Consider the following 20,621-nt stretch of genomic DNA (forward strand, 5'->3'; position numbering starts at 1 on the left):
TAAACTCCCTGCAAAATTCAGTTTCTGATCAATCCGCTCTTGGTGTTTTCCGGCTTCACTTTCACCGCACCGCTGAAAGGTTTGCCATCAATGGTGTCATGCGTCCGCACGGTTTCAGGGTGGATCCAGCGCTGAACGCGTGACGGCATATCCAGCCCGATCAGCAGGATCACCACGAACGTCAGCCCGAAAGACAAGGACGCCAGCGCAGTGCCGAGATCCAGACGCTGGGCAATCGCCACCCCGATAACCGGTGCCAGAGCGCCGCCCAGCGCGCCGACGTTGTAGGTAAAGCCCAGCCCGGCCGCACGCTGCTCGGTATCGAAATAACCGCCAATCAGTTTAGGCAGAATGCCGGAGATGCCCTGACCCAACATTTGTTGCAGGAATAACAGTAATCCCAACACCCAGATATTTCCGCCGCCGATCGCAAAGACCGGAATAATAAGCAGCTGCGAGGCCAGCAGGCTGTACACGTACGCTTTGCGCGTTCCCAGCCAGTCGCCGAGGAAACCGCCCACGCAGCACCCTACCGCTGCGCCAAAACCGCTGAAGAACAGCACGTGAGCCACCAGCGTCGGTGAATAGGCCAGTTCGGTTTTCAAATACGTCGGTAACAGCGCCTGGATCGGCCACGAATAGAGGAAGGCAAAGAAGACCACGACCATGAGCGTAACGCCGGTCGGCCAGCGTTTGCCGCTACTCTGCACCATAAAGCTGATGAAGACAGCCGCACACATCAGCCCCAGTATGGCAATCACTGCGGCGCTGCCCACATCGCCGGCAAAACAGAAATACAACGCAGTGGCCGCGACAATCGTCATACCGACGTTGACGACCCGATGTTTGCCGCGATAGAGAATATCCACCATGGTTTTGGTCGGTTGCTTATGGGCGAATTTCGCCTGCCAGTCTTCCGCTTCCGGAATATTTTTACGCAACCAGAGGGCGAAAATAATCGGCAAGATGCCGATGAAAAACAGGGCGCGCCAGCCCCAGACCGGCACCACCAGGCTGTAAACCTGCGCGGCAATCACCGCCCCCACCGAGAAGCCGGAAATCAGAAATCCGCTGGCTTTGTTGCGTAAATGCTTTGGCCAGCTTTCAATAACATAGGTGGCACTTGAGCCGTATTCTCCCGCCATGCCCATGCCGATAATCAGGCGTGCGAAAAACATCACCGTGAAGCCCGGCGCAAAACCGCAGGCGAGCGTCCCGACAGAAAACAACACGATACTGGTGATCATCGCCAGTTTGCGACCATAACGGTCGCCCATGGCGCCAAGCAGTAATCCGCCAAACCAGCGGGAGATAAACGCCGCAGAAATCAGACTCGCCGCCTGAACGCCGGTCAGGTCGAACTCGCTTTTAATTTCTGTCAGCACTAAGGCGATCAGAACAAAATCAAAACCATCCAAAAGGTAGCCAATCCAGGCGGCCGAAAATGCTTTCCATTGCGGTTTAGTCAAATGGCGAAACCATGAGATCTGTCGGGCATTGTTACGCATAAATCACCCCCGGGGCGGGTTTGCATCAACCCGCCCTTTGGTAAGGACTGATAAAGAATTGTTGATGCCGGAAAGCCCGGCATCAGGCGTCAGAACGCGCTACGTTCTGCCTGAAGTTGCGCCGCCAGCGCTTTAAGCGCCGGCAAATATTGTTCATCGACCGGCGCAAAAGGTTTGCGGCACAGCGGCACGGCCACGATATCCATGTAATGCAGAATCGTTTTCAGGCCGCGGAAAACGCCCGTTTTTATCAGCAGGTCGATGACCTTGTTGCATTCACTTTGCAAATGCATTGCCCGCGGCACATCCCCTTCCAGCACGGCTTTTTTGATCGCCATATAGCGCCAGCCCATCACGTTATAGGTACTGCCTATTCCGCCATCGGCACCTGCCAGCAGGCCGGATGCGAAGATTTCGTCATAACCGTTGTAGAGCACCAAATCAGGATGCGCGCGGCGGATTCTTTCCATTTCATACAAATCGCCGGAAGTTTGTTTCAGTGCGCCCACGCCGGGTAGTTTGATCAGCGTGTCGATCTGATCCAGCGTCAGTTTCACGCCGCTGAGGGCCGGAATGTTATAGACCACCATCGGCAGGCCTTCGGCGGAATCCGTGACCGCACGGTAGTGGTCGCAATGTTCATTGAAGCTGAAAGGATAGTAGAAAGGCGTCACGGCGGAGACGGCATCAAAGCCGTAACGGTGTGCGGCGGCAGCCAGCGTCTGGCTTTCACGGGTACTGATGGCACCGACGTGGGCAATTAACGTCACCTTGCCTTTCGCTTCTTCCGCCACGATTTCCAGCACCTGCTCACGTTCCTGAGAGCTTTGCAGAAAAGCTTCGCCGGTAGAACCACCAACGTACAGGCCATCGATCCCCTGCTCAATATTGAAACGTACCAGACGGCGCAGGCTGTCGGTGTCCACTTGTTGTTGCTGATTAAAAGGAGTGAGCAATGCCGGCATCACGCCCCGCAGATTCTGTTTCATAAACGCCTCTTGGTTATTGGGTTATCAGGCAAGTCGATATACCTTTATACCTGTTATACCAGACCAAAAAACAAACACAATACAACGGAAGGTTCAGAATGTGATCCCGACCATAGGAAATAGTGATGGCTGATCAGAGGTGATCAAAGAGAGTGCGGGGAAGATCCCAGTTCAGAAATGATTACTTCTTCGATCCGCGCTTCGCCGATGACGCGTAATACGCCGCGAAGACGCTTTTGAGATGCGTTTTCAGCGCGGCATCGGCGGCATCAGGATCACGCGCCTCAATAGCCCTGAAGATGTCGATATGCTGCTGATAACTAACGTTGTTATGCGCGTGCAGCTCTTCCTGAGGCACGGAAGGACGCGCCGCAATCAGCCAGTCCAGCAAAGCCACATGCACGACCATGAAGATCGGGTTCGCCGGGATTTCAGCCAGTTCACGGTGGAATTCAATATCAGAGCGGATGAAAAGATCGTTGTCATCAAGCGACTGGCTGTTCATTTCCAGCGCTTTGCCCAGTCGGGCAATCTGCTCGTCGGTGGCAAATTCTGCGGCGTAACGCACCAGGCTGGATTCGAAAAACATCCGCAACTGCTCGAAATGCGTAATCCCTTCAGGGCGCGCGAGGAAGTCTGTCGCCACGCCGGATAATTCACTGATGATGGTGTCAGCCGAAGGACGTGACACCCGCGCCCGCTCGCCGTTGCTGATCTGCACCAGCCCTTTACGTTTAAGCGCCGCCAGCGCTTCACGTACGGAGGGGCGGCCAACGTTGAAAAATGTCATCAGTTCGCGTTCTGAAGGAAGTTGCTCACCTTCAGCAAATTCGCGCCTGCGGATCATTTGTTCCAGCTCTTCTTCCACCATATCGGACAGCTTCTTGCGCGCAAGCGGTCGGCGACGCATCGCATGGCCGATGGTGTCTGTCGTCTCCGGGGGCTGATCGTCAAATGTGCTCATAGCGTCAGAATAAGACCTTTAAGAATGAAAGGTATGCGCGAATAATTTTGAATCATAACACAGCCATTACGCACTGGCGAAAGGAGACACAGGCAGGGACAGGCAATAAAAAACCCCGCGTATCAACGCAGGGTTTTTGTCAGGCTTTACAGAAAACCTGGGTTCATTCGACGACGTGTTACTTAACGACGCGTAATGCCGGGCGTCCACCGCGTGGTGGCGCAGGTGGCTCGTCATCAGGGCCTTCTTCCGTGACATCCGGTAAATCACCGTCAATCACTGACATAGTCGGTTCTGATGTCTCATCGTTGCTCAGGTTACCCGCGAAGGCACCTTCAGCTTCGTAAGCCGGCTCAGGCTCGAACATGGTTCCAGCCCCGTTTTCACGGGCATAAATCGCCAGTACAGCGGCAATCGGCACGAACACATTACGCGGCACACCGCCAAAGCGGGCGTTGAAACGTACATCGTCATTACCCAGTTCAAGATTACCGACGGCGCGAGGTGCAACGTTCAGAACAATTTGTCCGTCACGAGCAAACTCCATCGGAACCATGACGCCGGGCATCGTGACATCAACCACCAGGTGCGGAGTGAGCTGGTTATCGAGTAACCACTCATAAAAGGCCCGCAACAGGTAAGGCCGGCGCGGAGACATGTCGTTCATCTCCATACCTTAACCTCGTGTATGCAAACGCATTTCGCGCTCGGGTTCGGTCAGAGAAGCCAGGAATGCATCACGTTCGAATACGCGGGTCATGTAGCCTTTCAGCTCTTTAGAACCGGTACCGGACAGCTCAATACCCAGCTCTGGCAGACGCCATAACAGCGGTGCCAGGTAGCAATCGACCAGGCTAAACTCTTCGCTTTTGAAATAAGGCATGTAAGAGAAGATTGGCGCAATCGCCAGCAGCTCTTCGCGCAACTGCTTACGTGCTGCATCAGCTTCAGCAGCAGTACCTTGTTCAACCTGACGCATCAGAGAGTACCAGTCGTTTTCGATGCGGTGCATCATCAGACGGCTCTCACCACGTGCAACCGGATAAACCGGCATCAGTGGTGGATGCGGGAAGCGCTCATCAAGGTATTCCATGATGATGCGGGATTCGAACAGGGTCAGCTCACGATCGACCAGCGTTGGCACGGTGCGATAGGGGTTGAGGTCAATAAGATCCTGCGGCAGGTGATCCATCTCAACCTGCTCAATCTCGACACTGACACCTTTTTCGGCCAGTACGATACGTACTTGATGGCTAAAAATGTCGGTCGGGCCGGAAAACAGCGTCATTACCGAACGTTTGTTGGCAGCGACAGCCATGAAAACCTCCAAGTTATCTAGAATTATACAGCGAATAGCCAACTGTCAGGCTGCTATCCTGAACAATCATTTTATCGCCAGCCTGCAGTTTTTGTTCCGTAGTTTCATAGACAACCGTTGGCAGGGCGAACCCAACCAGGAAGCGCGGCAACGTCAACTGCTCGGCGAATAGGCACAAAAGTGTGTGATAGTTTACCAGATTTTACGCGTGCTGTGGGGACGGCGAGATGATTTCGTGGTGAATTGTGTGTCTGAAAATCATTAATGCCTGTTTTACACACGCCCTGGCGGAATGACGGGCATAAAAAAACCCGGTGTAGCACCGGGTTTTTGACGTTGATTTTCGTGCCGTAGCACTGTGCTGCATGAGCAGCAGAAAATTAACGCTTGGAGAACTGAGGACGACGACGTGCTTTACGCAGGCCGACTTTCTTACGTTCAACCTGACGAGCATCGCGAGTAACGAAGCCTGCTTTACGCAGTTCGCCACGCAGATTTTCGTCATATTCCATCAGTGCACGGGTGATACCGTGACGGATAGCGCCAGCCTGACCGGAGATACCACCACCTTTAACAGTGATGTACAGGTCAAATTTAGTAACCATATCGACCAGTTCCAGTGGTTGACGAACTACCATGCGGGCAGTTTCACGACCAAAGTACTGTTCCAGGCTACGCTGGTTGATTACGATGTTACCACTACCCGGTTTGATGAAAACACGAGCGGCGGAGCTTTTGCGGCGACCAGTGCCGTAGTATTGATTTTCAGCCATTGCCTATAATCCCGAATTAAATGTCAAGAACTTGCGGTTGTTGCGCCGCATGAGTGTGCTCGTTACCCGCGTAAACTTTCATTTTACGGTACATTGCACGACCCAACGGGCCCTTTGGCAACATGCCTTTAACCGCGAGCTCGATCACGCGTTCAGGACGGCGAGCGATCATCTCTTCAAAGGTCGCTTGCTTGATACCACCGATGTGGCCGGTGTGATGGTAATAAATCTTGTCGTTACGCTTGTTGCCGGTTACAGCAACTTTTTCTGCGTTCAGAACGATGATGTAATCACCAGTATCAACGTGCGGAGTGTATTCCGCTTTATGTTTGCCACGCAGACGGCGGGCCAGTTCAGTGGCCAGGCGACCTAAGGTCTTGCCGGTAGCGTCAACTACGAACCAGTCACGTTGTACGGTTTCCGGTTTAGCTGTAAAAGTTTTCATTAAAAGCTTACCCAATTAAAGTTACACGTTGGCGAACACCCGAACGCTTACTTGTTTATAAAATAAGTATTTGAGGTTCACACGACCATCGTCCAGCAAACCTACCCCTTCGAATAGCCAATGCTGGCACTTATAAAGTTTCGGGAAAAAAACTTTGTAGTAACGTGGGGTCGCAAGATTATAGAGAAGTCTCCTGCAAAAATCGAACCCTTTTTCGACAAAAAGGAAGATTTCCCTCAGGGCCGTCTGAAGGTTCGCTATGCAGGCTGTACCGGGTCTTTTATATCACAAATAGCACAAAAAATAATCAGATAACAATCAGGGCAGATGAGGCCGCTTCAGATATTCCTCACTTTGCATCTCCTGCAGTCGCGACAGGCAGCGCTGGTATTCGAATTTCAACCGCTCGCCCTGATAAATTTCAAACATTGGCACCGCAGCGGAGATCACCAGTTTCACGTGGCGTTCATAGAATTCATCGACCAGCGCCAGAAAACGGCGGGCGGCATTCTCACTGTCGGCTCCCATCACCGGGACATTATGCAACAACACGCTGTGATAGATTTTCGACAGTGCGATGTAATCGAGCTGGCTGCGGGCTTCTTCACACAGCGTATGGAACTCCACCGCCAGGACGCCATCGACCGCCGCAATGGCCTGCATCGGGCGATGATTCACTTCCAGCACAGGCCGTTCATTGGCGGAGCCACTGTGGTTTCCGGTCAGTTTTCCAAGCATGGAGTGCATCGCATCGGCGGTTTGCGCTCCCGCCGGTGACAGCCACAGATTCGCCTGCGTCAGCGTGCGCAGACGGTAATCGATTCCTGCATCAACGTTAAGTACGTCGCAGTATTCTTTAATCAGATCAATGGCTGGCAGGAAACGTGCACGTTGCAGCCCGTTACGGTACAGCAAATCCGGCGGAATGTTGGAGGTGGCGATCAGCGTAATACCACGGGCAAAAAGCGCCTGCAGTAGCGTCGCCAGCAGCATGGCATCGGTGATATCGGAAACAAAGAATTCATCGAAACACAACACATCGGTTTCTGCTTTAAAGCGGTCGGCGATCACTTCCAGCGGATCTTCCTGCCCCTGAAGCTGGGTCAGTTCCTGATGCACGCGTAACATAAAGCGGTGGAAGTGCAGCCGCAGTTTGCGTTCGCCCGGCAAACTGTGGAAAAAAAGATCCATCAGCCAGGTCTTGCCTCGCCCTACTCCGCCCCACATATATAAGCCCTGAACCGGTCGTTGCGCGGTTTTTACCGGTGCTTTACCGAACAGGCGACCGAGCAGGCCTCCCCGGCTGGCGGGTTGAGCGGTGGGCGCAGTGTTGGCACTCAGCGCCTGATAAATGGCATCGAGCTGGGCGACGGCCTGCTTCTGAACGGCGTCCGGCTGGAACTCTCCGGCATCTACGGCGTTCTGATAAAGGATAAGGGGTGATTTGGGTTGCATGTTAGTTAACGTCCCTGAGAAAAAAATTTTACGTTTTTCACGTCGTTTCGCCGCTTTTTTGCCGTCTGTTCGCCGCTTTTACCCTCAGTCTGCGCGTGAAAAAAGCGTCGGGCTGCGGTGATTGTGACGGCAGGATTCCACTCGGACAAGGTTAACGGTTATAGTGGAGCTATTGCATGACGAATGCGTGTGACAATTACGTTAAAACCATTGTGTAAAAAAGTTAAGTCATAAAAGTTACGTGAAAAAGCCCTGCGGGACAACGAAGTCAAAATAGGAGTCATTATGACCTGGGAGTATGCACTCATTGGATTAGTGGTCGGTATCGCGATTGGTGCGGTGGCGATGCGCTTTGGCAATCGTCAATTACGCGATCAGCAAGTGATGAAAAATGAGCTGGAGAAAAGCAAAGCAGAACTCGACGAATACCGTCAGGAACTGACAGGCCACTTTGCGCGCAGCGCAGAACTGCTCGATAACATGGCGACGGATTACCGTCAGCTTTATCAGCACATGGCGAAGAGCTCCAACAACCTGTTGCCGGACTTGCCACAGCAAGATAATCCGTTCAACTACCGTCTGACCGGTTCTGAAGCCGATAACGATCAAGCACCTGTGCAGATGCCACGCGATTACTCCGATGGTGCATCGGGTCTGCTGCGTGGCGAGCGTCCTGTTCGCAAATAACAGACGCGATTGCCCGGCCCCGCAGTTCTCCGGCGCCGGGACAAATACGGTGCATGCCCTGCGCATGCACCGTTCTCCAGACCTGACCCTTCCCGTGCTGTGAATCATCGTTCGATTGTCCGTAATAGACGCCCATTACAGAAAGCGAGAGAGTTATCCTGATGAAGAAAAAGTCATTTTTGCTCAGTGTGTTAGCTGTTAGCCTTGGATTAACCTTCGCTTCTGCGCCGATGGCAAGTGCCGCTTTGCCAATGGCTGTACAAGGGCAACCGCTGCCAAGTCTGGCGCCGATGCTTGAAAAAGTCTTGCCCGCGGTCGTCGGCGTTCAGGTTTCCGGAACGCAACCGCCAAGCACTGACGTTCCTCCGGAGTTCAAATTCTTCTTTGGTCAGCAAGATCCTGAGCCTAATCAGGGTGCACAGCCGTTTGAAGGGCTGGGCTCCGGCGTGATCATTGATGCCGCAAAAGGTTACGTTCTGACCAACAATCACGTTGTGAACAATGCAGACAAAATCACCGTCCAGCTCAACGATGGCCGTGAGTACAAGGCAAAACTGATTGGTAAAGATGACCAGTCAGATATCGCCGTGATTCAACTGATTGATGCGAAAAACCTGACGCAAATCGCAATGGCTGATTCTGATGCCTTGCAGGTCGGCGATTTTGCCGTCGCAGTAGGTAACCCGTTCGGGCTTGGGCAAACCGTCACCTCCGGTATCGTCTCGGCACTCGGGCGCAGCGGGCTGAATCTCGAAGGGCTGGAGAACTTTATCCAGACCGATGCCTCCATTAACCGGGGGAATTCCGGTGGTGCATTGCTTAACCTGAAAGGTGAACTCATCGGGATCAATACCGCAATCATCTCTTCTCAGGGTGGCAGCGTCGGTATTGGGTTTGCGATCCCGGTGAACATGGCGAAAAATCTGAGCCATCAGCTGATTGAGTTTGGCGAGGTCAAACGCGGCCTGCTGGGCATCCGTGGCAGTGAAATGACCCCAGAACTGGCGCAGGCCTTCAAGCTGGACAGTCAGCGTGGGGCCTTCGTCAATGAAGTGCTGCCAGATTCTGCGGCAGCCAAAGCGGGCATTAAATCCGGTGACGTGCTGATTACGTTGCAGGGTAAAACGCTCAGCAGCTTCGCAGAACTGCGCGCCAAAGTCGGTACTGCCGGTCCGGGCGTCGTGATGCAAATTGGTTTACTGCGTGAAGGCAAACCGATGACGGTGAGTGTCACACTGGCCCAGAGCCCGGCTGTGGAAGTCAGCATCGAGAAAATCAACCCGGCCTTACAGGGCGTTACGCTCAGTGATGTGGATGCTAAGACAGGCAAAGGTGTTCAGGTCGATGACGTGAAGAAAGGCACACCGGCAGAGCAGGTGGGCCTGGAGAAAGACGATGTGATCATCGGTGTTAACCGTGAACCCATCGACAATCTGGCAGCCTTGCGCAAGATCCTTGAAACCAAACCGGACCTGATCGCCCTGAGCATTCTGCGCAAAGGGCAAAATATGTACCTGCTGATGCCGTAAAGCGTTGAAAATCGGACGCAGATGCTGCTGCGTCCGATTAAGTCGTGCTATTCTTCAGTCACTTTTCATCTCGCACCCCATACACTCATGTTTGTTAAGCTATTGAGATCCGCCATTATCGGACTGATTGTTGCCGGCCTTTTGCTGGCGGCGGTCCCTATGCTGCGTAAAAAGATCACAGAACCGCTTTTTGAGCGTAACTTCAATCAAACCAGCGAAGAACCGGTCAGCTATAACGCCGGTGTACGCCACGCTGCGCCCGCGGTAGTCAATGTGTACAACCGCAACATGGGCAACAGCTCGCAAAACGAATTACAGATCCGCACGCTGGGCTCCGGTGTGATCATGAATGACAGCGGTTATATCCTCACCAACAAACATGTGATCAACAATGCCGATCAGATCATCGTCGCATTGCAGGATGGCCGGGTTTTTGAAGCATTGCTGGTCGGTTCCGACAGCCTGACTGACCTCGCGGTGCTGAAAATCAACGCCGGTAATCTGCCGGTTATCCCGATCAACCCGAACCGTAATCCGCACGTCGGCGATATTGTTATGGCGATCGGTAACCCGTACAACCTCGGCCAGACAGTGACGCAGGGCATCATCAGCGCCACGGGCCGTATCGGCCTCAGCCCATCCGGCCGCCAGAACTTCCTGCAAACCGACGCATCAATCAACCAGGGTAACTCCGGCGGGGCGCTGGTGAACTCACTGGGTGAACTGGTGGGCATCAATACATTATCCTTTGACCAGAGCAATGACGGCGCGACGCCCGAAGGCATTGGCTTCGCAATCCCGACGGCTCTTGCAACCAAAGTGATGGGCAAATTGATCCGCGACGGGCGTGTGATCCGCGGTTATATCGGCATCAGCGGACGGGAAGTATCTCCTCTGCACGGGCCGAACAGCGGGCTGGATCGTATTCAGGGCATCGTCGTGAACGAAGTGACGGCAAACGGTCCGGCGGCGAATGCCGGTATGAAGGTCAGTGACGTGATTGTAAACGTCAATAATAAGCCTGCCGTCTCCGCCATTGAAACGATGGACCAGGTGGCAGAAATACGCCCTGGCACGGTGATCCCGGTAGAAATTATGCGAAACGGCGACAAGCTGACGCTGCACGTCACGGTGCAGGAATATCCCGACCACTGACCGCAGATATTACACAAACAAAAAGCCGGAAAGGTTTCCCCTTCCGGCTTTTTTATTGCTTCAGGCCTGAGTCATTACTCGCCTTTAAAGCGCTCGATTTTAGCGCCCAGCTGACGCAATTTATCTTCGATACGCTCGTAACCACGGTCGATGTGATAAATACGGTCAACCACGGTTACGCCTTCAGCGATACAACCCGCCAGAACCAGGCTGGCTGATGCACGCAGATCGGTCGCCATCACCTGAGCACCTGACAGTTTCTCAACACCATGACAAATCAGGGTGCTGCCTTCAATTTCAGCGTGAGCACCCATACGGATAAGCTCAGGCACGTGCATGAAGCGGTTTTCGAAGATTGTCTCGGTGATCACGCCGGTCCCTTCAGCCACCAGATTCAGCAGGCTGAACTGCGCCTGCATGTCAGTCGGGAAGCCAGGGTGAGGCGCGGTACGGAAAGTGACGGCTTTGGCGCGTTTACCATGCATGTCCAGACTGACCCAGTCTTCGCCCACTTCGACATCGCCACCCGCTTCACGCAGTTTTGCCAGAACGGCATCCAGCGTATCAGGGCGGGCTTCGCGGCAGGTGACTTTGCCACCGGAAATCGCCGCCGCCACCAGGAAAGTCCCGGTTTCGATGCGATCAGGTACCACGCGGTAAACACCGCCACCCAGACGTGCAACGCCTTCGATGGTGATCTTATCGGTGCCTGCGCCAGTGATGTTCGCGCCCAGCGTATTGAGGAAGTTGGCAGTATCGACAATTTCCGGCTCACGCGCGGCGTTTTCAATAATGGTGGTGCCTTCGGCCAGTGTCGCCGCACTCATGATGGTTACCGTCGCGCCCACGCTGACTTTATCCATCACGATGTGCGCGCCTTTCAGGCGGCCATCAACAGAAGCTTTCACATAGCCTTCTTCCAGCACGATCGTTGCGCCAAGCTGTTCCAGACCGCTGATGTGCAGGTCAACCGGACGTGCGCCAATCGCACAGCCACCCGGCAGGGAAACCTGACCGCGACCAAAACGCGCGACCAGCGGACCCAGCGCCCAGATGGAGGCACGCATGGTTTTCACTAAGTCGTACGGCGCACAAAACTCATTCACACCGCTGGCATCAACAAACACAGAACCGTTGCGTTCAATTTTGGTACCCAACTGACCGAGCAGTTTGATCGTGGTATCGATGTCTTTCAGATAAGGAACGTTCTGAAGTTCAACCGGCTCTTCAGCAAGCAGTGCGGCAAACAAAATAGGAAGTGCTGCATTTTTTGCACCAGAGATGGTGACTTCGCCACTTAAGCGAGTCCCACCCTGTACACGGAATTTATCCATTGTGACTGCTCTCTTTTATGAGGTTCAAATACAAGTCAAAGACGAGGAAGCTGCCGGATGCCCGACAGTCTTATAACCCACTCAGTTTACGGTCACGCGCCCATTCTTCAGGGGTATACGCCTTGATAGACAGTGCATGAATTCGATTGTCGGCGATGTATTCCATCAGCGGGGCGTAAACGGTCTGCTGTTTTTTCACGCGGCTCATGCCATCAAACATCGCACCAACGACAATGGCCTGAAAATGACTGCCATCGCCAGTAATGTGTGCTTCTTCCAGTGCCAATGCGTTCATCAGCACGTCTTTAATTTCATTCGTTTCCATAGGGATCAATTCTTCTGAAGGATCATAACAGCCCGGTATCTTATAGGGATCGGGGCAAATCTTAAACCACGAAAAAGCCCCTGAGGAAGAGTTTCGCACAGGGGCTTTGAGGTCATGACGTCAGGGGTTCACGGCAGCATCGCTAACTTGCCGTAACCATTCACTATTATTGACTCACCGACACTGCGTCGGTGTTGGCCGGAATAATGTCCTGAAGGTTGTACAGCGCGATAAGCGTACTCAGCCGATCGGTGATGCCTTCCACGGTCAGGGACGCACCTTGCTGGCTGGCCTCCTGACGCAGATGTACCAGCAACGCCAGGCCGGAAGAATCCACACGCGCCAGACCGGAAACATCCAGACGCGTCACGCCAGCGAGCAGCGTTTTACGCGCATCCCAGACCGGTAACAGCGTTTCGCGATCCAGGTCGCCATGCAATGTCAGCAGGGGCGGCTGGCATTCCCAGCGCAGTGCGTCACTCATTTTTGGTCCAGAGTAATCGGTTGTGCTGCAGCCTGTTTCAGACGCGCAGTCAGTCCATCAATCCCTTTCTGACGCAGGATATCCGCCCATTCGTTTTGCTTGGTGGAAATCATGCTGACGCCTTCGGCGATCATGTCATAAGCCTGCCACTCACCGGTACGGCTGTTTTTACGCCACTGGAAGTCCAGGCGAATCGGAGGACGACCGTTTGGATCGGTAATGGTCACGCGGATAGCGATAATGTCTTTGTCGGCGTAAGACTGTTCAGGCTGAACCTGATAACTCTGGCCGTTGTACAGCGCCAGCGCCTGGCCGTAAGCCTGTTGCAGGTAGTCGCTGAACGCAGCGAAGTAAGCATCACGCTGTGCAGGCGTCGCCTGCTGATAATAACGGCCTAACACCAGTGCACCGGCATATTTGATTTGCACGTAAGGCAGCAGTTCGTCACGCACGACCTGACGCAGGTAGTTAGGATCCTGCTTGATTTTTGGCTGTTCATTTTTGAGGCGGGTGAAAGTCTTGCTCGCCGCTTCATTCATCACGCTGTACGGATTGGTTTTATCCACAGCAGCATTGGCCATCGGGGCCATAACCACCAGCAGCGCAGCGATAACTAAACGTTTAAACATACTTATTTCCTCTTTTGTGGAGAATCCGTGAGCCAATTCTTAATGGGCAGCCGGTTGCGGAGCCGTGTTCGCGTCAGGTGCTGGCGCGGTCTTCTCTTCTGACGCTGGCGCAGCGGTGGTATCACCCGCATCAGGATCCGCCTTGCCATCACCGCTCTTGTACAGGAACTGTCCAATCAAATCTTCGAGAACCAGCGCCGATTTGGTGTCCTGAATCACGCCACCATTTTTAAGGATAGTCGTTCCCATTTCCGGGTCTTCAAAACCAATGTTCAGCGCCAGGAATTGTTCGCCTAATAAACCGGAGGTACGGATAGCCAGCGTACTGGTGCTCGGGATCTGGTTGTATTTCTGGTCGATGTCCATTTCGACACGCGGAGAGTAGTTTTTATCGAGCGTAATGCTGCTGACGCGGCCGATAACGACGCCACCCACTTTCACCGGCGAGCCGCTTTTCAGGCCACCGATGTTGTCGAAGTCCGCAGAGATTCGGTAGGTCGGATCCGAACCGATAGAGCGGATATCCGCCACTTTAAGGCACAGGAAAACCACCGCAATCAATGCGATAATCAAAAATGCGCCTACCCAGATTTCACTCTTTTTCGTTTGCATGATTTTAATTTCCAAACATCAGTGCTGTCAGCACAAAATCTAATCCCAGCACCGCCAGTGACGAATGCACTACAGTACGTGTCGTTGCCCGGCTGATCCCTTCGGATGTCGGTATCGCATCATAGCCGTTGAACAGCGCAATCCAGGTCACGGTGATAGCGAAAACAAGGCTTTTAATCAGACAGTTAAGCAAGTCAGTCCGCCAGTCTACAGCGGTTTGCATCGCTGACCAGAAGAAACCGCTGTCGATCCCTTTCCAGTCAACACCGACCAGCGATCCGCCCCAAATCCCCACCGCGACAAAAATCGCTGTCAGCAGAGGCATGGAAATCAGACCGGCCCAGAAACGCGGTGCCACAACGCGGCGCAGCGGATCGATCGCCATCATTTCGAGACTGGAGATTTGTTCTGTCGCTTTCATCAGACCCAGCTCTGCGGTTAATGCAGACCCGGCGCGCCCGGCAAACAGTAACGCGGTGACCACCGGGCCCAGTTCGCGCAGCAAAGAGAGCGCGACCATCATGCCCAGGCTGGCTTCAGCGCTGTAGGTGGTTAAAATCAGATAGCCCTGTAATCCCAGCACCATGCCGATAAACAGACCGGACACCAGGATAATCAACAGGGAAAGCACGCCCACGCTGTAGAGTTGCTTAATCAGCAAAGGCCACTGCTTGGCGAATTGTGGCTTACCGACCAATGCCCGAAAGAGCATCAGGCCCGCACGGCCAAAAGACACGCAGGTTTGTATCCCGCGACGTCCGACTGAGGCGAGCGCCTTAGTTAACATAAATAGGAAACTCCATTATCCGAGCAACTCTGCTTTGTAATCACCGGCCGGGAAACGGAAAGGCACCGGTCCATCGGCGATACCGTCAAGGAACTGGCGAACGCGCGGATCAGGATTGTTTTGCAGCTCCTCAGGCGTTCCTTCAGCAATGACATGTTGCGCAGCCACGATATACGCATAATCCGCGATGCTCAGAACTTCAGGCACATCATGGGAAACCACGATACAGGTGACACCCAGCGCATGGTTCAGCTCGTCAATCAGCTTGACCAGGACACCCATGGTGATCGGATCCTGTCCCACAAAGGGTTCATCGAACATGATCAGTTCCGGGTCGAGTGCTATCGCACGCGCCAGGGCAACACGCCTCGCCATCCCACCGGAGAGTTCAGCAGGCATCAGTTCGCCGGCACCGCGCAAACCCACCGCTTCCAGTTTCATGGTCACGGTACTGCGCAATAACGCTTCGGGCAATTTACTGTGTTCGCGCAGCGGAAACGCCACATTCTCGAACACATTGAGGTCAGTAAACAATGCACCGGACTGAAACAACATGCTCATTTTCTTGCGGGATTCATAAAGCTTGCGGCGCGAAAGAGTGGGAATATTGTCTCCGTCGAACCAGATTTCACCGCTGTCAGGCGTCAGCTGACCGCCGATAAGGCGCAGCAACGTCGTTTTACCGATCCCTGAAGGCCCCATAATGGCGGTAATTTTACCCCGTGGGACCGTCATGTTTATCTCTTCGAAAATGGGACGATCGCCGCGCACAAAACTCATGCCTTTGATCTCAACCAGATTCGACTCGCTTTGACTCATTCGTTTATCCCTTCGGAATGCCTTCGCTAAAGACGACTTCCGCTTAAATTACTTTCGCTAAGAATACGTCTGGCCCGCAAGCCGTGTTGTATAACTTTGGTATTTTTACAAAAACTTACCCCAGTTTCGTTACCAAAGTTGCCATCGATTTACTTTTCCGCCACAGACGGTCAAAATCAACGAATTACCATTTTATGATAAAAGCCTTCATCGTCTAACATACAGGAACCTGCTGGCGCCGTTTTCGTACAAAATATTGCCTTAACTTATGTTGATGAAGGAATCGCCTGCCTGAACGGGCAACGAACCTCGCATTATACCCAATAAAGGATGTTGCATGCTTCTCGCTATCGTACTGATGATTGTCGGCCTCTTACTTCTTGTTTATGCCGCCGATCGTCTGGTGTACGGAGCCGCAGTATTAGCACGCTCGATGGGCATGCCGCCGCTTATCATCGGCATTACCGTAGTCGGTGTCGGCATATCCCTTCCGGAGCTGGTCGTTTCCACCACCGCCGCCATCAATGATCAAATGGATTTGGCGGTTGGAAACGCAATTGGTTCAAATATCATTAATATTCTTCTGATTTTGGGCGGTGCAGCCCTGATTCATCCACTTTCCGTTCGTTCTGATATATTACGCCGCGAACTCCCTCTATTGTTACTGGTCACAGGGCTGTGTGGTTTTCTGTTAAGTGACGGAGAGCTTAGTCGCTTTGACGGTGTTTTGCTGCTGGCCAGTGCCGCCGCGTTTATGATGCTGGCGATAAAAATTGCCCGCGCGGCCGAAAAAGAAGGGCTGGATACGCTGACTTACGAGCAGATGTCTGAGCTTCCTTCCGACAGCAGTAATACCGTGGCGTTTTTATGGCTGGCATTGGGCTTTATCATCATGCCGCTGGCGTCCGGGATGATTGTCGACAACAGTACGGTTATTGCACGTTATTTTGGTGTCAGCGAGCTGGTGATTGGCCTGACGGTCATCGCCATCGGGACCAGCCTGCCGGAACTGGCGACGTTTATTGCCGGTGCCATCAAAGGTGAAGATGACATCGCGCTGGGTAATATCATCGGCGCGAATATCTTTAATACCTGTCTGGTGCTGGGATTACCCGCGCTGGTGGCGCCAGGCTCGTTCAACCCGGATGCGTTTCATCGCGATTACTGGGTGATGCTGGCGGTCAGTATCGTGCTCTCCGGTCTGTGCCTGATGCGCAAACATCGTATCGGTCACGTTGCGGGCGCACTATTACTCTGTGGATTTATCGCCTATATGGCAGTGCTGTTCCTTCAACCGGACAGCATCGGCCTTTGAACTCTGTCAGGAATTGACTATGGCTAACGATACCCTCGCCTCCGACTTTGATTTCCAGGCTGTCGGACGTGAAGTGCTGAAAACAGAACGTGAAGGACTTGAGCAGTTAGATCAATACATTAATGGCGATTTCACGCGCGCCTGTAAAATGATTTTCGCCTGTACCGGCAAAGTCGTGGTGATGGGGATGGGTAAATCAGGTCACATCGGCCGCAAGATGGCCGCGACCTTCGCCAGCACCGGCACACCGGCGTTCTTTGTACATCCGGGCGAAGCCAGCCACGGCGATTTGGGCATGGTGTCCAAACAAGACGTCGTGATCCTGATCTCCAACTCCGGCGAAGCGCACGAGATTCTGTCGCTGATCCCGGTATTAAAACGCCTGGACATCACGCTTATCTGCATGACCGCCAATCCCGAAAGTACCATGGGAAAAGCCGCCGATGTACACCTTTGCGTGCGTGTTCCGAAAGAAGCCTGCCCGCTCGGGCTGGCCCCGACCAGCAGCACTACCGCCGTGCTGGTGATGGGCGATGCGCTGGCCGTCGCGTTGCTGGAAGCGCGCGGCTTCACACCGGAAGATTTCGCCCTTTCTCACCCTGGCGGAGCACTCGGTCGCAAGCTCTTGCTGCGCGTGAGCGATATCATGCACTCCGGTGACGAAATCCCGCACGTCAGCCGCGATGCGTCTCTGCGTGATGCCCTGCTGGAAATTACCCGCAAGAATTTGGGGATGACCGTCATCTGCGACGATTTAATGAAAATCGAAGGGATCTTTACCGACGGTGACTTACGCCGCATTTTCGACATGGGCGTCAATATCAATAACGCGTCCATTGCCGAAGTGATGACTACCGGCGGCGTGCGCGTGCGCCCTTCCCTGCTGGCGGTCGATGCACTGAATTTAATGCAGGAAAAACACATTACCTGTGTGATGGTTGCCGATGGTGACCAATTGTTAGGTGTGTTACATATGCACGACATGCTGCGCGCTGGCGTAGTTTAATTGAGGAATGCCCTGAATGAGTAATAGCGCAGCCCTGGTGGATACCTGCTACGGTCCGGTCAGCACTGATGTGCTTGAACGTGCGAAAGCGGTTCGCCTGCTGATTTGCGATGTGGACGGCGTCATGTCTGATGGCCTGATCTACATGGGAAATCAGGGAGAAGAGCTGAAAAGTTTCAACGTTCGCGACGGTTATGGAATTCGTTGCCTGCTGACGTCCGACATTGAGGTCGCGATTATTACAGGCCGTAATGCGAAATTACTGGAAGATCGCGCCAAAACCCTTGGAATTCGCCACTTGTATCAGGGGCAATCAGATAAGCTTTTGGCCTTCCGCGAACTGTTAGATACACTGTCGCTTCGGGCAGAGGAAGTCGCTTACATCGGTGACGACCTGATTGACTGGCCGGTGATGGCTGAAGTGGGTCTTTCCGTCGCGGTTCAGGATGCACACCCTATCCTGCTGCCAAAGGCGCATTACGTGACCCGCATTGCCGGTGGCCGTGGCGCAGTACGCGAATTATGTGACTTGATTCTGCTGGCGCAGGGCAAGCTGGAGGACGCCAAAGGGCTGTCGATATGAATAAAACAAGACTTTGGATCATTCTGGTACTGACCGCCATCGTGCTGATACTGATTGGCTGGTCACTGTCAGACAATACGGATGATGCGCCGCAGGCGGTCAACGATCAGGAACCGACCTACCAAAGCTCCCACACGGTAACCATGGTGTATGACCCGCTGGGAAGCCTGACCTACAAACTGGTGTCGGACCAGGTCAAATACTACACCACCGATCAGGTAACATGGTTTACCAACCCGGTGGCGACCATGTATGACAAGAATAAAGTGCCAACCTGGGTGCTGCGTTCTGATAAAGCCAAGATGACTCAGGATAAAATGCTCTATCTTTATGGGCATGTGCAGGCAGACAGCCTGACGCCAGAAACATCACAGCTGCAAAGAATCAAAACGGATAATGCACAGGTTAACCTGACGACACAGGACGTTGCCTCAGACGATGAAGTAACGCTTTATGGCACAGGTTTTACATCTAACGGCATGAAAATGCGTGGTAATCTGCGCGATAAAACAGCAGAGCTGATCGAAAAGGTAACGACCTCTTATGAAATTCAAAGCAAAAAATAAAATCCGTAATCTTCTGATCACCGGCTCGTTGTTGGCCATCAGCATTCCGGCATTCGCGCTGAAAGACGACACAACGAAACCGATCACCATTGATTCCGCCAATCAGGCGCTGGATGTGAACACCAACACGGCAACCTTTACCGGCAATGTGGTGGTGAATCAGGGCTCGATTCAGGTTAAAGCCGACAAAGTTGTGGTGATCCGCCCGCAAGGTGTCTCCGGCAAAGAAGTGGTGGAAGGCTATGGCAATCCGGTGACCTTCTACCAGTTGCAGGACAACGGTAAACCGATCAAAGGCCACGCGCAGAAAGTCCGTTATGAAGTGGAAACCGATCTGGTGACCCTGACCGGAAACGCTTACCTTGAACAGCTGGACAGCAATGTGAAAGGCGATCGTATTACCTATCTGGTGCAAAAACAGCAGATGGAAGCCTTCAGTGATAAAGGCAACCGTGTCACGACCGTGCTGGTTCCGACACAGTTGCAGGAAAAGACCCCGGCAGCAGCCGGTGGCCAGACCAAAAAGAGTAACTGATAATTTATGGCAAAATTAATCGCAGAAAATCTGGCGAAGGCATACAAAGGCCGTAAGGTCGTTGAAGATGTCAGCCTGGCAGTCAATTCAGGCGAAATCGTCGGATTACTTGGCCCTAACGGTGCCGGTAAAACCACCACCTTCTACATGGTGGTCGGTATCGTACAGCGTGACGCTGGCCGAATCATCGTTGACGACGAAGACATCAGCCTTTTGCCATTGCATACCCGCGCACGTCGCGGCATTGGTTACCTGCCACAGGAAGCCTCTATTTTCCGCCGCCTCAGCGTGTTCGACAACCTGATGGCCGTGCTGCAAATCCGTGACGACCTGAACAAAGAACAACGCAATGATCGCGCCAATGAGCTGATGGAAGAATTCCATATCTCTCACTTGCGCGATAACCTCGGCCAGTCACTGTCCGGGGGTGAACGCCGTCGTGTGGAAATTGCCCGCGCACTGGCAGCCAACCCTAAGTTTATCCTGCTGGATGAACCCTTTGCCGGTGTTGACCCGATTTCCGTTATCGACATCAAAAAAATCATTGAGCATCTTCGCGACAGCGGTCTGGGCGTTCTGATCACTGACCACAACGTCCGTGAAACGCTCGACGTGTGCGAACGCGCCTATATCGTCAGTCAGGGCAAGCTTATCGCCCACGGCACCCCAGCCGACATTCTTGCTGATGAACAAGTGAAACGTGTTTATCTTGGTGAAGAATTCCGTCTGTGATCTGCGCCGCCGGAAGCGCGCCTGTTTCGCTTTACACTGAAACAGGCCGTTTCTGACCGAAGTGTTGCCGT

The 20,621-nt window shown here is 53.3% G+C and carries 24 protein-coding genes; 9 read left to right on the forward strand and 15 right to left on the reverse strand.

The features are described from left to right. Window positions 1-17: 17 nt before the first annotated feature. The 8 genes from ACO0U8_RS08665 to zapE form a co-directional block, all read right to left on the reverse strand. Window positions 18-1,508: an MFS transporter gene (locus tag ACO0U8_RS08665; RefSeq protein WP_421670620.1), complete on the reverse strand. Its 1,491-nt coding sequence runs from the start codon at window positions 1,506-1,508 to the stop codon at window positions 18-20. An 89-nt stretch (window positions 1,509-1,597) separates the two neighbouring features. Next, on the reverse strand, window positions 1,598-2,497 hold the full coding sequence (gene nanA, locus ACO0U8_RS08670; RefSeq protein ID WP_421670621.1) for an N-acetylneuraminate lyase: 900 nt from the start codon (window positions 2,495-2,497) through the stop codon (window positions 1,598-1,600). A 181-nt stretch (window positions 2,498-2,678) separates the two neighbouring features. Beyond that, entirely contained in the window at window positions 2,679-3,461 is a 783-nt protein-coding gene (locus ACO0U8_RS08675; protein ID WP_421670622.1) for a transcriptional regulator NanR, read from the reverse strand. A gap of 178 nt (window positions 3,462-3,639) precedes the next feature. Next, window positions 3,640-4,134 carry a ClpXP protease specificity-enhancing factor gene (gene sspB / locus ACO0U8_RS08680; protein WP_056776320.1) on the reverse strand — a complete coding sequence of 165 codons (495 nt, stop codon included), beginning with the start codon at window positions 4,132-4,134 and terminating at the stop codon, window positions 3,640-3,642. Window positions 4,135-4,137: 3 nt separating this feature from the next. Next, the gene (gene sspA / locus ACO0U8_RS08685) at window positions 4,138-4,779 is read right to left on the reverse strand and encodes a stringent starvation protein SspA (protein ID WP_056776315.1); all 642 of its coding nucleotides are present in this window, start codon (window positions 4,777-4,779) and stop codon (window positions 4,138-4,140) included. Window positions 4,780-5,159: 380 nt separating this feature from the next. After that, window positions 5,160-5,552 carry a 30S ribosomal protein S9 gene (gene rpsI, locus ACO0U8_RS08690; RefSeq protein ID WP_056776311.1) on the reverse strand — a complete coding sequence of 131 codons (393 nt, stop codon included), beginning with the start codon at window positions 5,550-5,552 and terminating at the stop codon, window positions 5,160-5,162. 16 nt (window positions 5,553-5,568) lie between these two features. Beyond that, window positions 5,569-5,997: a 50S ribosomal protein L13 gene (rplM, locus tag ACO0U8_RS08695; protein ID WP_013577239.1), complete on the reverse strand. Its 429-nt coding sequence runs from the start codon at window positions 5,995-5,997 to the stop codon at window positions 5,569-5,571. 318 nt (window positions 5,998-6,315) lie between these two features. Then, window positions 6,316-7,452, reverse strand: a complete 1,137-nt coding sequence (zapE, locus tag ACO0U8_RS08700) for a cell division protein ZapE (RefSeq protein WP_414071723.1) — start codon at window positions 7,450-7,452, stop codon at window positions 6,316-6,318. Between the two features lie 285 nt (window positions 7,453-7,737). Between zapE and zapG the strand changes: the two genes are divergently transcribed. The 3 genes from zapG to degS all read left to right on the forward strand — a co-directional run bounded on the left by zapG (window position 7,738) and on the right by degS (window position 10,823). After that, entirely contained in the window at window positions 7,738-8,139 is a 402-nt protein-coding gene (gene zapG / locus ACO0U8_RS08705) for a Z-ring associated protein ZapG (RefSeq protein ID WP_056776302.1), read from the forward strand. A gap of 161 nt (window positions 8,140-8,300) precedes the next feature. Beyond that, the gene (gene degQ / locus ACO0U8_RS08710; RefSeq protein WP_056776298.1) at window positions 8,301-9,668 is read left to right on the forward strand and encodes a serine endoprotease DegQ; all 1,368 of its coding nucleotides are present in this window, start codon (window positions 8,301-8,303) and stop codon (window positions 9,666-9,668) included. An 87-nt stretch (window positions 9,669-9,755) separates the two neighbouring features. Then, entirely contained in the window at window positions 9,756-10,823 is a 1,068-nt protein-coding gene (gene degS, locus ACO0U8_RS08715; RefSeq protein ID WP_056776293.1) for an outer membrane-stress sensor serine endopeptidase DegS, read from the forward strand. Window positions 10,824-10,897: 74 nt separating this feature from the next. On the opposite strand, the gene murA is transcribed toward degS, so the two are convergent. The 7 genes from murA to mlaF all read right to left on the reverse strand — a co-directional run bounded on the left by murA (window position 10,898) and on the right by mlaF (window position 15,813). Next, entirely contained in the window at window positions 10,898-12,157 is a 1,260-nt protein-coding gene (murA, locus tag ACO0U8_RS08720; RefSeq protein ID WP_122094450.1) for a UDP-N-acetylglucosamine 1-carboxyvinyltransferase, read from the reverse strand. Between the two features lie 70 nt (window positions 12,158-12,227). After that, on the reverse strand, window positions 12,228-12,482 hold the full coding sequence (gene ibaG, locus ACO0U8_RS08725; RefSeq protein WP_056776285.1) for a BolA family iron metabolism protein IbaG: 255 nt from the start codon (window positions 12,480-12,482) through the stop codon (window positions 12,228-12,230). Between the two features lie 166 nt (window positions 12,483-12,648). Then, on the reverse strand, window positions 12,649-12,966 hold the full coding sequence (gene mlaB / locus ACO0U8_RS08730; protein ID WP_056776282.1) for a lipid asymmetry maintenance protein MlaB: 318 nt from the start codon (window positions 12,964-12,966) through the stop codon (window positions 12,649-12,651). Next, the gene (gene mlaC / locus ACO0U8_RS08735; protein WP_056776278.1) at window positions 12,963-13,595 is read right to left on the reverse strand and encodes a phospholipid-binding protein MlaC; all 633 of its coding nucleotides are present in this window, start codon (window positions 13,593-13,595) and stop codon (window positions 12,963-12,965) included. The genes mlaB and mlaC overlap by 4 nt, the downstream gene beginning before the upstream one ends. Window positions 13,596-13,634: 39 nt before the next feature. Next, window positions 13,635-14,207, reverse strand: coding sequence for an outer membrane lipid asymmetry maintenance protein MlaD (mlaD, locus tag ACO0U8_RS08740; RefSeq protein ID WP_056777186.1), 573 nt, complete (start codon window positions 14,205-14,207; stop codon window positions 13,635-13,637). Between the two features lie 4 nt (window positions 14,208-14,211). Further along, entirely contained in the window at window positions 14,212-14,994 is a 783-nt protein-coding gene (mlaE, locus tag ACO0U8_RS08745) for a lipid asymmetry maintenance ABC transporter permease subunit MlaE (protein ID WP_112169205.1), read from the reverse strand. A 15-nt stretch (window positions 14,995-15,009) separates the two neighbouring features. Then, complete coding sequence (gene mlaF / locus ACO0U8_RS08750; protein WP_056776271.1) at window positions 15,010-15,813, reverse strand: phospholipid ABC transporter ATP-binding protein MlaF; 804 nt, start codon at window positions 15,811-15,813, stop codon at window positions 15,010-15,012. A gap of 337 nt (window positions 15,814-16,150) precedes the next feature. Here mlaF and ACO0U8_RS08755 point away from each other — a divergent pair, with 337 nt between their 5' ends. From ACO0U8_RS08755 to lptB, 6 genes are read left to right on the forward strand one after another with little or no spacing between them, the layout of a single operon-like run. Beyond that, complete coding sequence (locus ACO0U8_RS08755) at window positions 16,151-17,128, forward strand: calcium/sodium antiporter (RefSeq protein ID WP_056776267.1); 978 nt, start codon at window positions 16,151-16,153, stop codon at window positions 17,126-17,128. 19 nt (window positions 17,129-17,147) lie between these two features. Further along, window positions 17,148-18,134, forward strand: a complete 987-nt coding sequence (kdsD, locus tag ACO0U8_RS08760; RefSeq protein WP_056776264.1) for an arabinose-5-phosphate isomerase KdsD — start codon at window positions 17,148-17,150, stop codon at window positions 18,132-18,134. Window positions 18,135-18,150: 16 nt separating this feature from the next. Beyond that, on the forward strand, window positions 18,151-18,717 hold the full coding sequence (kdsC, locus tag ACO0U8_RS08765; RefSeq protein ID WP_056776262.1) for a 3-deoxy-manno-octulosonate-8-phosphatase KdsC: 567 nt from the start codon (window positions 18,151-18,153) through the stop codon (window positions 18,715-18,717). Continuing rightward, on the forward strand, window positions 18,714-19,283 hold the full coding sequence (gene lptC / locus ACO0U8_RS08770; RefSeq protein ID WP_056776259.1) for an LPS export ABC transporter periplasmic protein LptC: 570 nt from the start codon (window positions 18,714-18,716) through the stop codon (window positions 19,281-19,283). The genes kdsC and lptC overlap by 4 nt, the downstream gene beginning before the upstream one ends. Further along, window positions 19,261-19,818 carry a lipopolysaccharide ABC transporter substrate-binding protein LptA gene (gene lptA / locus ACO0U8_RS08775; protein WP_056776257.1) on the forward strand — a complete coding sequence of 186 codons (558 nt, stop codon included), beginning with the start codon at window positions 19,261-19,263 and terminating at the stop codon, window positions 19,816-19,818. The genes lptC and lptA overlap by 23 nt, the downstream gene beginning before the upstream one ends. Window positions 19,819-19,824: 6 nt before the next feature. After that, window positions 19,825-20,550: an LPS export ABC transporter ATP-binding protein gene (lptB, locus tag ACO0U8_RS08780; RefSeq protein ID WP_056776254.1), complete on the forward strand. Its 726-nt coding sequence runs from the start codon at window positions 19,825-19,827 to the stop codon at window positions 20,548-20,550. Window positions 20,551-20,621 lie beyond the last annotated feature (71 nt).

This window comes from Rahnella sp. EDr1-12 (genome assembly GCF_049206505.1).
GTDB classification, from domain to species: Bacteria; Pseudomonadota; Gammaproteobacteria; order Enterobacterales; family Enterobacteriaceae; genus Rahnella; species Rahnella rivi.

Bases quoted from the DNA above. Each gene is read 5' to 3' on its own strand.
- ACO0U8_RS08665 (WP_421670620.1), bottom strand. From the start codon at position 1,508: ATGCGTAACAATGCCCGACAGATCTCATGGTTTCGCCATTTGACTAAA.
- nanA (WP_421670621.1), bottom strand. From the start codon at position 2,497: ATGAAACAGAATCTGCGGGGCGTGATGCCGGCATTGCTCACTCCTTTT.
- ACO0U8_RS08675 (WP_421670622.1), bottom strand. From the start codon at position 3,461: ATGAGCACATTTGACGATCAGCCCCCGGAGACGACAGACACCATCGGC.
- sspB (WP_056776320.1), bottom strand. From the start codon at position 4,134: ATGGAGATGAACGACATGTCTCCGCGCCGGCCTTACCTGTTGCGGGCC.
- sspA (WP_056776315.1), bottom strand. From the start codon at position 4,779: ATGGCTGTCGCTGCCAACAAACGTTCGGTAATGACGCTGTTTTCCGGC.
- rpsI (WP_056776311.1), bottom strand. From the start codon at position 5,552: ATGGCTGAAAATCAATACTACGGCACTGGTCGCCGCAAAAGCTCCGCC.
- rplM (WP_013577239.1), bottom strand. From the start codon at position 5,997: ATGAAAACTTTTACAGCTAAACCGGAAACCGTACAACGTGACTGGTTC.
- zapE (WP_414071723.1), bottom strand. From the start codon at position 7,452: ATGCAACCCAAATCACCCCTTATCCTTTATCAGAACGCCGTAGATGCC.
- zapG (WP_056776302.1), top strand. From the start codon at position 7,738: ATGACCTGGGAGTATGCACTCATTGGATTAGTGGTCGGTATCGCGATT.
- degQ (WP_056776298.1), top strand. From the start codon at position 8,301: ATGAAGAAAAAGTCATTTTTGCTCAGTGTGTTAGCTGTTAGCCTTGGA.
- degS (WP_056776293.1), top strand. From the start codon at position 9,756: ATGTTTGTTAAGCTATTGAGATCCGCCATTATCGGACTGATTGTTGCC.
- murA (WP_122094450.1), bottom strand. From the start codon at position 12,157: ATGGATAAATTCCGTGTACAGGGTGGGACTCGCTTAAGTGGCGAAGTC.
- ibaG (WP_056776285.1), bottom strand. From the start codon at position 12,482: ATGGAAACGAATGAAATTAAAGACGTGCTGATGAACGCATTGGCACTG.
- mlaB (WP_056776282.1), bottom strand. From the start codon at position 12,966: ATGAGTGACGCACTGCGCTGGGAATGCCAGCCGCCCCTGCTGACATTG.
- mlaC (WP_056776278.1), bottom strand. From the start codon at position 13,595: ATGTTTAAACGTTTAGTTATCGCTGCGCTGCTGGTGGTTATGGCCCCG.
- mlaD (WP_056777186.1), bottom strand. From the start codon at position 14,207: ATGCAAACGAAAAAGAGTGAAATCTGGGTAGGCGCATTTTTGATTATC.
- mlaE (WP_112169205.1), bottom strand. From the start codon at position 14,994: ATGTTAACTAAGGCGCTCGCCTCAGTCGGACGTCGCGGGATACAAACC.
- mlaF (WP_056776271.1), bottom strand. From the start codon at position 15,813: ATGAGTCAAAGCGAGTCGAATCTGGTTGAGATCAAAGGCATGAGTTTT.
- ACO0U8_RS08755 (WP_056776267.1), top strand. From the start codon at position 16,151: ATGCTTCTCGCTATCGTACTGATGATTGTCGGCCTCTTACTTCTTGTT.
- kdsD (WP_056776264.1), top strand. From the start codon at position 17,148: ATGGCTAACGATACCCTCGCCTCCGACTTTGATTTCCAGGCTGTCGGA.
- kdsC (WP_056776262.1), top strand. From the start codon at position 18,151: ATGAGTAATAGCGCAGCCCTGGTGGATACCTGCTACGGTCCGGTCAGC.
- lptC (WP_056776259.1), top strand. From the start codon at position 18,714: ATGAATAAAACAAGACTTTGGATCATTCTGGTACTGACCGCCATCGTG.
- lptA (WP_056776257.1), top strand. From the start codon at position 19,261: ATGAAATTCAAAGCAAAAAATAAAATCCGTAATCTTCTGATCACCGGC.
- lptB (WP_056776254.1), top strand. From the start codon at position 19,825: ATGGCAAAATTAATCGCAGAAAATCTGGCGAAGGCATACAAAGGCCGT.